Annotated in this window: 7 protein-coding genes; all 7 read left to right on the forward strand. The window is 42.5% G+C overall.

The features are described 5' to 3' along the window. Positions 1-6 precede the first annotated feature (6 nt). Complete coding sequence (locus ACEYW6_RS21080; RefSeq protein WP_412981278.1) at positions 7-1338, forward strand: glutamate-cysteine ligase family protein; 1332 nt, start codon at positions 7-9, stop codon at positions 1336-1338. A gap of 271 nt (positions 1339-1609) precedes the next feature. Further along, positions 1610-2179 carry a pentapeptide repeat-containing protein gene (locus ACEYW6_RS21085; RefSeq protein ID WP_190899705.1) on the forward strand — a complete coding sequence of 190 codons (570 nt, stop codon included), beginning with the start codon at positions 1610-1612 and terminating at the stop codon, positions 2177-2179. 70 nt (positions 2180-2249) lie between these two features. Continuing rightward, positions 2250-3875: an alpha-keto acid decarboxylase family protein gene (locus ACEYW6_RS21090; protein ID WP_412981279.1), complete on the forward strand. Its 1626-nt coding sequence runs from the start codon at positions 2250-2252 to the stop codon at positions 3873-3875. A 53-nt stretch (positions 3876-3928) separates the two neighbouring features. Beyond that, a complete protein-coding gene (locus ACEYW6_RS21095; protein ID WP_412981280.1) occupies positions 3929-5029 on the forward strand; it encodes a Glu/Leu/Phe/Val family dehydrogenase in 1101 nt (366 codons plus the stop codon). Positions 5030-5799: 770 nt separating this feature from the next. Beyond that, positions 5800-6141 (forward strand): hypothetical protein, encoded by a 342-nt coding sequence (locus ACEYW6_RS21100; RefSeq protein ID WP_412981281.1) that lies wholly within the window; start codon positions 5800-5802, stop codon positions 6139-6141. A 33-nt stretch (positions 6142-6174) separates the two neighbouring features. Further along, positions 6175-6402, forward strand: a complete 228-nt coding sequence (locus ACEYW6_RS21105; protein ID WP_190899707.1) for a hypothetical protein — start codon at positions 6175-6177, stop codon at positions 6400-6402. A gap of 26 nt (positions 6403-6428) precedes the next feature. Further along, on the forward strand, positions 6429-7577 hold the full coding sequence (locus tag ACEYW6_RS21110) for a hypothetical protein (RefSeq protein WP_412981282.1): 1149 nt from the start codon (positions 6429-6431) through the stop codon (positions 7575-7577). Positions 7578-7762: the final 185 nt, after the last annotated feature.

Genomic DNA, 7762 nt, shown 5'->3' on the forward strand with positions numbered 1-7762 from the left:
GTCTAGATGGATGTAGTCAAGCGTCGTATCGGTCTTGAGCAAGAGTTTTTTCTGGTAGATGAAGTTGGTCATCTGAGCGATCGCGCTGATGAATTTTTGCAAGGTTGTCACTTAATGGCGCAAGCACAAGGTTTAAATCCAAGTTACTTTGTACCGGAGTTTGTCAAAAGTATGGTGGAAATTAACACACCACCAGCCTATTCTGCTACAGAGCTAGCAAGAGTTTATCTTAAAAATCTCAAATTGGCACTTACTGTGGCGCGACAGATGGGTTTACGCCTTTACCCCCTGTCTAGCTACCCCTTGCATATCATGCCAGTGATGCGCGATCGCCCTAACTATCATATCCAAGCGCGGACTGTCGGCTATGAAAGATTTCTGCATGCCGGGAAATGTACAGGTACACATCTGCATTTGGAAGTCCCGCCTGGGGTAATTGACCCTCGTGTTGCAGTATCCTATAACTCGACATCGACAGAGCGAGAAGAACTACTAAATATCTACAATTTAGCTACAGCTTGCGACTCAGCGCTCATTTCCCTGACGCGGGCGTGTCCCTTTTATGAAGGACAAGCGATCGGGCTAGCCGCGCACACAATTCGTTATCGAGGTAGCGAAACCTTTGGTTGGGAGGGAGTTTATACTAATTTACAACCTGTCGGCGGACTCATGCCTTATGCCGAAAATGTCGAGGGTTTAGTTGAGCAGCAGTTCGCTCGTTACTATGCTTGGCTGCAAGCGATAGAAAAAGCCGGAATCGAACCTCACTTGTTCTTAGAAGCGGGAGGGAGCTTACTTAAGTCAGCTTGGAATCCAGTTAGACTCAACAAACTCGGCACTGTGGAAATAAGATGTATAGATAGCAACTATCCATCAGTTATTTTAGCTGTAATTACACTGTTGGAAAATGCGGCTAATCGAGTCAGACGAGAGAATTTAACAGTTAGACCAGCTAAAGAAATGCAGATATTTAAATTAGTAGGCAACCACCTTTATGTACCAGATTTTGAATATCTCAATGGTGAATTGCTCTATACCTCAGCTACAGAGGGAGTCAAAAATCCCAAAGTTAAGGCTTACGTCGATTCAATTTTGCAATTTGCGATGAAGGACACTGGCGAAGGAGCAAATTTTCTGGCAAAACTCAGCCAAGACCTTGATCGCTATCAGACAATAGAAGCTGGGATATTGCAAGAGTTTACCCCGACAACTGCTCAACTTCCATTAGATGCGGGTTTACGTCTAGTGCGTGAGTGTTGTGACAAGCTAGAAGCTCAGGTTTCATGGATAGATATAGAAAATCCCCTAGCAGCGTTGGATATTGATGAACGATTTTGACTACAACAGCGTTAATGGAATCTCAATTCAATAAACAACCCTGCTGAATCAAAGTATGAAATGATTGGATAGATGAAGCGCTAAAAGCGTTTACCAGTAATTCTTTCACAATCCAAAATCCAAAATATAAAACGGTATAACTTCCTCATAAGTTCCTCATATTTTTCCTTTAGTATTTAAATTAAGAACATAATTCTGCTTGATTTTTAAATCAATATCTTTAGTTTTTTGTTCAAAGCGTTCCAACTAAATTTACTCAAAACTTAAGGCTATGGACGTTAAAGAACTTCTAGATCGATATGCAGCAGGAGAACGGAACTTCCACGGTATTGTCTTACCAAAGGCCGACCTACGGGGTGTTCACTTGGGCGGTGTAGACTTTGGTAGAGCAGACCTGAGAGGCGCTAACCTAGCAAAAGCATCTATGAGTGGAGCTAATTTGTGTAAAGCCAATCTTCAAGGTGCGAACCTAGAACACGCAAATTTATCTGAAGTGATTTTTTGTGGCGCTGATTTGTGTGAAGCGACACTGACAACAGCCAACCTCAATGAATCAGACCTTAGTGGTGCATATCTTTGTGGCGCAGACTTATGTGATGCTACTTTGCATATGACATCACTTAGTGCGGCAAACTTGCAGCGTGTAAATTTGAGTGATGCAAAAATGAGCGGAGTCAGGATGTGGAAAGCTGATTTGCGAGAATCTGACTTGACTGGTGCTGATTTAAGCGAGGCAAATCTGAGTGAGGCAAACCTGACTGGGGCGAATTTAAATGCAACAGATATGAGTGAAGCTTTTTTAACTGGGACAATTATGCCTGACGGTACTATGCATAAATAGTGTTAGAACCTGAAAATTAGTTGTCTGCTGATAGTCGGTTCTTAGAAAACAGTCTTTAGGGAGGTAGAAAATGCCTCAACTAGCACCGCATATATTTGATCTCTTATACCAGCAGGGTGTACAACACGCGTTTGGTATACCTGGGGATTTTGCTCTAACGCTATTTGATGCACTAGCGGCTAGCAAGATTGAACCCATTGTGATGACACATGAACCCTGCGTAGGCTTTGCTGCTGATGCTTACTCCCGGATTCGGGGTTTGGGTTTAGCGGTTGTTACCTATAGTGTCGGCGGGTTGAATATGGTGAATGCTGTAGCAGGCGCTTATGCGGAGAAATCACCATTAGTAATTTTAAGTGGTGGCCCAGGCATCCGGGAACGACGGGAGCATGACTTACTGCACCATAAAGTAAAAACCTTCGATACGCAACGGCGTGTTTATGAAGAAGTCACTCTTTACGCCACAACGTTAACTGACCCAAAAACAGCTGATACGAAAATTCATCGTGCCCTTGACTATGCAACGACATTCAAGCGTCCTGTTTATTTGGAAATTCCCCGCGATCTGGTTTATGCCGAGATTACGGAGTCAGAACACTTGCTACCACCAATCAAGCGCACTGATCCAGATACCTTAACGGAAGCCGTTGCAGAAACCTTGGAGATGTTACAGCGATCGCACTCACCTGTGATTATTGCTTGTGTAGAGGTTCATCGCTTTGGCTTGCAGGAACAACTTCTAGCCTTGGCAGAAAAACTCGGTGTACCAGTCTGCTCAACCATGTTAGGGAAATCTGTTTTTCCTGAAGGACATCCCCAATACATCGGTATCTACAATGGTGAAGCAGGGGATTTAAATGTGCAAAGAACTATTGAAGAATCAGACTGTGTGCTGATGTTGGGAGTGTTTATGACTGATATCAACTTGGGGATGTTTACGGCCCATCTCAATCCAAGTTGTACAGTCTATGCAACCTCAGAACGCATTGCTATTAAACATCATGAATACCCGAATGTGAGGTTTGAAGATTTCATCACCACCTTGTTGAATAGTCCAGATTTGCCTCATTGGAATTCATCTAGCATCAAAACGATGAAACCGCGTGTTGCTCGATCTTTGGGCAAGATTTCCATGAGTGGATTACTCTATGAACTCAATCAGTTCATTGACAGCAATACTCTACTGGTGACAGATGTCGGTGATACCTTATTTGCAGCAGATGATATCCAGACACAGCAAGGCACATCATTCTTATGTCCCGCCTTCTACGCCAGTATGGGATTTGGAATTCCTGGTGTAATCGGCGCTCAATTAGCCGATCCATTCCGGCGGGCGATCGCTTTGGTTGGCGATGGCGCATTTCAGATGACAGGAATGGAATTGCTCACAGCTAAACGCTTAGGACTGAACCCAATTGTCATTGTCATCAATAATGGTTCATTTGCTTCTCTCCAAGCGATGGGGCATCAAGAAGCGGCATTTGTCAAAATTCCCACAATTGACTATGCCCAGTTAGCAAAAGTCCTGGGAGGTCATGGCTTTGTTATTCACACAGGCACACAACTACAACAAGCCTTACATATAGCGAGAGATAGCGAGATTTTCAGCATTCTTGATGTTCGTCTTTCACCTGAGGATATTTCGCCTGCTTTGCAAAGATTGAGCGCACTATTTGCCAAAACCCTCAAAGGATAAAGTCATACGAATTCGTAATTCGTAATTCAGACAGTCCCCAACCCCCAATTCCAATGGATAATATTTTTCGGTTTGCTGATGATCTAGGCCCAGCCAAGATTATCCACATCTACGAACCTGAAGCCGATTTAAAAGCGATTGTCGTTGTTGATAATGTTGCTTGTGGTCCTGCGATCGGTGGAGTACGGATGGCAGTAGATGTGACAACGGAAGAAGTCTTCCGACTGGCGCGAGCCATGACCATGAAAAATGCTGCTGCTGAGTTACCCCACGGTGGCGGCAAATCTGCAATTTTAGCTGACCCAAAACAGTCCTTGGCAGATAAGGAACGCTTGATACGTACTTTTGCCCGTGCCATCAAGGACATCACAGACTATATCCCTGGCCCCGATATGGGAACAGATGAACAGTGCATGGCTTGGATCAAATCAGAAATTGGTCGGGCTGTCGGACTACCAAGAGCAATGGGTGGTATCCCTTTAGATGAAATTGGCGCTACTGGCTTTGGTCTTAGTGTTTGTACAGAAGTTGCAAGCAAGTTTTGTCACCTCAATTTAAAAGGTAGTCGTATTGTCATTCAAGGCTTCGGTTCCGTTGGCAAACACGCTGCTCGCTTCTTAGCTGCTCAAGGGGCGCTACTTATAGGAGTAGCAGATTCTCAAGGAACGCTGTTTAATCCTCAGGGAATCGATGTAAAGCAGTTAATCAAACTTAAAAATTCTGGTAAGAGTGTGATTGACTATCCACAGGGAGACAAACTAGGCCGGGACGCAGTTATTGACATTGAATGCGATATTTGGATACCAGCCGCCAGACCTGATGTCATTCATGCTGATAATGTTGCTTGCTTGAAAACTCAGCTTGTCGTCTCAGGTGCTAACATCCCGTTCACGGAAACAGCCGAAAGGATATGTCATCAACGAAATATTCTTGTAGTACCTGATTTCATTGCCAATGCAGGGGGCGTAATCTGCGCTGCGGTTGAGTATGATGGTGGAAATCAGACAACAGCTTTTGAGGCTATTGCCGAGAAAATTCGCCACAATACGACGCTAGTGTTAGAACAAGCTACCCAAACAGACAGGCTACCACGACAGATTGCCGTGGAACTTGCCCAACGGCGGGCATGTATTGCTAAGAAAGATATTTTTTAGCTTTAAACAAAATCTAGTAGATTTCACAGGTATTTATTGGTTGTTAATTATTGATTGTTTGGAATTTTTTAAGACGTATACGCCATCTATAATTCCTCAGTTTGGATCAGATTTTTATCAGGATGTGGTGGCGAGGTACGAGGTATGGGGAAAGTATTCCAAAATTGGGGAGAGGCTTTTACCTCTCCCCAAAATTTTACGAATTTTAATCAAGTCTATTTTATAACTACCTTATGCTCAAATTAATATCAATTATCCTCATCTTAAAGGCGTAGTTTTTTAGCCTAAAAATATTCTTTAGAAAGATATAACTATATCCAAACTTATATCTATTGGTTGATATTTAAATCAAATTATTTTCTACTATTTAGGAATACCTTGTGAATTGATTAGAGAAACTTTAACATGGTTTTAATTGAGAGTAAAATATATCATGCAGTAGTGCAGTAGTAGTGATGTATATAGCATGATATAGGGTCAATTTTTACAGAAATTGGCTTGGTACTTTTGTAGCAATTTATAGGTCATGGTGGCAGATTTATAGGTTTCTTACTGTGAACTAAGAGGCTAAGATAGCTACATTTACCTTATCGCTTTTAGATATCAAATTAAAGCTTAGATACTCATCTGTCAAACAGATCAATTAGTATTCAATTACTAGCAGATTGGATGAATATAGCTATAACCTGGACAAATAAAATTCACAAGTCTTGACCTGATGTTAAATATAAATTGAAAAATGGTTTTCTTAATGATTCAAAATAATATATATGAATAAAAACTTAGGATTGATTTTTATAACCATAGCATTAGTAAGTTTATTATTTTTACCATTATTTACCGTGAATCAGGAAAAACAACCTTTGTTTTTGTTAAATTCTGTATCAATTAGTCAAACTATTGAACAGATAAAAGAGCAATATGAATCTGATTTACTGAGTATTGATGGTGTAGTAGGTGTGGGAATTAGTGAATGTGAAGATAAACCTTGCATAAAAGTGTATTTAGAAAATGAATCTCCGAACTTGAAAAAGCAAATACCAAAGCAGTTGGATGGATTCAAAGTAGATATACAAGTTACAGGAGCTATTCAAGCATTGCCTCAGCAATAACAAGTCTTTTTTCTCTGTAAAAGGGAGATGGTGATGAACAAAGTTAATACCGTCAAACAGGATTATGAGGAACAACTGATGAGGCTACCCAATGTTACAGGCGTTGGCATTGGTGACAAGGATGGGAGGACGGTCATTAAGGTTTTTGTGACCCAAAAAATTCCAGAGTCCGACTTACAGCCGCAGGAGGTTGTCCCGAAGTCTATAGAAGGATGTGAAACCGACGTTGAAGAAATCGGCATTGTAACAGCACAAATCTAAATAACCAGATCAACAGGAGATTTGATATGAAATTAGATGAAAACAAGATGATACTGTCTAGACAGTACACAGCAGAGGTGCAAAAAGCTCACAGAGCCGCAGTAGAAGAGTTTATGAGTCCACAGCAGCTGCGTCCCAACGTTGTTGGTCTTGGAGTAGGCGTAAAATGGCGGAATGGAGAGCCTACGGGTGAACCAGCTTTGTTGACATTAGTCACTCACAAGATGCCAAAAGATGAATTGAGTGATGCTGATCTCGTACCATCAACATTGGCAGATATGCAAACTGATGTTTTAGAAATCGGTTATCCTTTCGCGGGAGTGGGCGAGTTACGCCAAAAACCACCGCAGCTGAGAACTGAGCTTATACAACCTACTAATGGTGTGACTGGAACTTACCGTGTTACTGAAAGGGTTGAAATACCAGAAGCGGGCATTGAGATACTTGCTAAACGTGCCCGTCCAGCGGAGGGAGGCTACAGCGTTGGACATTTTAAGATTACGGCAGGTACTATTGCTACTTGCGTATACGATATTTTACCAGAAGGTTCTACGAACCCTCCCGTACATGGCAAAGGTATCCCGTCCCGCTACTATATTCTTAGCAATAATCATGTCTTGGCTAATAGCAACGATGCTGCTGTAGGTGATCCTATATTGCAACCAGGCCCCTTTGATGGCGGGACTGCTCCAACAGATATCATCGCTCGGTTGAACCGATTTGTTCCAATTGACTTTGAGCCAACAATTCCCAGAGAACAGCACCGCAACCTTGTTGATGCGGCAATCGCAGAAGGAGCATTCCATGATCTTGATCGGGAAATTTACTGGTTGGGCTACGTGCGAGGTTGGCGGCGCAAGCAGGATATAACGGTGGGGATGCCTGTGTATAAGACTGGACGCACCACAAACTTCACAAGCGGTAGAATTACGGCGATTAGTGCCACTGTCGATGTGGGCTATGGTAACGGGAGGATAGCTCGTTTTAAGGATCAGATAGTTACTACCAATCTTTCGGCCGGTGGTGACTCTGGTTCACTGGTTGCTACTTTGGTCAATAACACCCCGGCGGCTGTAGGGCTGCTGTTTGCTGGCTCCTCGGTGGCAACTATTGTCAATCAAATCGAAAATGTGCGATCGCTACTACGCATAGAAGTTGCAGAACAGATTCTCTAAAAGCATGTATATCTGAGTCAATTAGTAGTCCACTAACGACTTGGTGATAGTGTGTTGTTTTAGCAGGTAGATACATGAAATCAAAACCCCCTAGCTGTGAAATAAGCTAGGGGGCTTTGATATAAAAATGAATCCTGGCATCGAGCTATTTTTGCGTAGGGCTACCCCTAAACTATCGTGGCCGC

It is taken from the genome of Nostoc sp. UIC 10607, assembly GCF_047228265.1.
Lineage (GTDB): Bacteria > Cyanobacteriota > Cyanobacteriia > Cyanobacteriales > Nostocaceae > Nostoc > Nostoc foliaceum_A.

What these genes read in the sequence shown, in the direction of transcription:
- ACEYW6_RS21080 (WP_412981278.1), top strand. Translation starts at nt 7, where the DNA reads ATGGATGTAGTCAAGCGTCGTATCGGTCTTGAGCAAGAGTTTTTTCTG.
- ACEYW6_RS21085 (WP_190899705.1), top strand. Translation starts at nt 1,610, where the DNA reads ATGGACGTTAAAGAACTTCTAGATCGATATGCAGCAGGAGAACGGAAC.
- ACEYW6_RS21090 (WP_412981279.1), top strand. Translation starts at nt 2,250, where the DNA reads ATGCCTCAACTAGCACCGCATATATTTGATCTCTTATACCAGCAGGGT.
- ACEYW6_RS21095 (WP_412981280.1), top strand. Translation starts at nt 3,929, where the DNA reads ATGGATAATATTTTTCGGTTTGCTGATGATCTAGGCCCAGCCAAGATT.
- ACEYW6_RS21100 (WP_412981281.1), top strand. Translation starts at nt 5,800, where the DNA reads ATGAATAAAAACTTAGGATTGATTTTTATAACCATAGCATTAGTAAGT.
- ACEYW6_RS21105 (WP_190899707.1), top strand. Translation starts at nt 6,175, where the DNA reads ATGAACAAAGTTAATACCGTCAAACAGGATTATGAGGAACAACTGATG.
- ACEYW6_RS21110 (WP_412981282.1), top strand. Translation starts at nt 6,429, where the DNA reads ATGAAATTAGATGAAAACAAGATGATACTGTCTAGACAGTACACAGCA.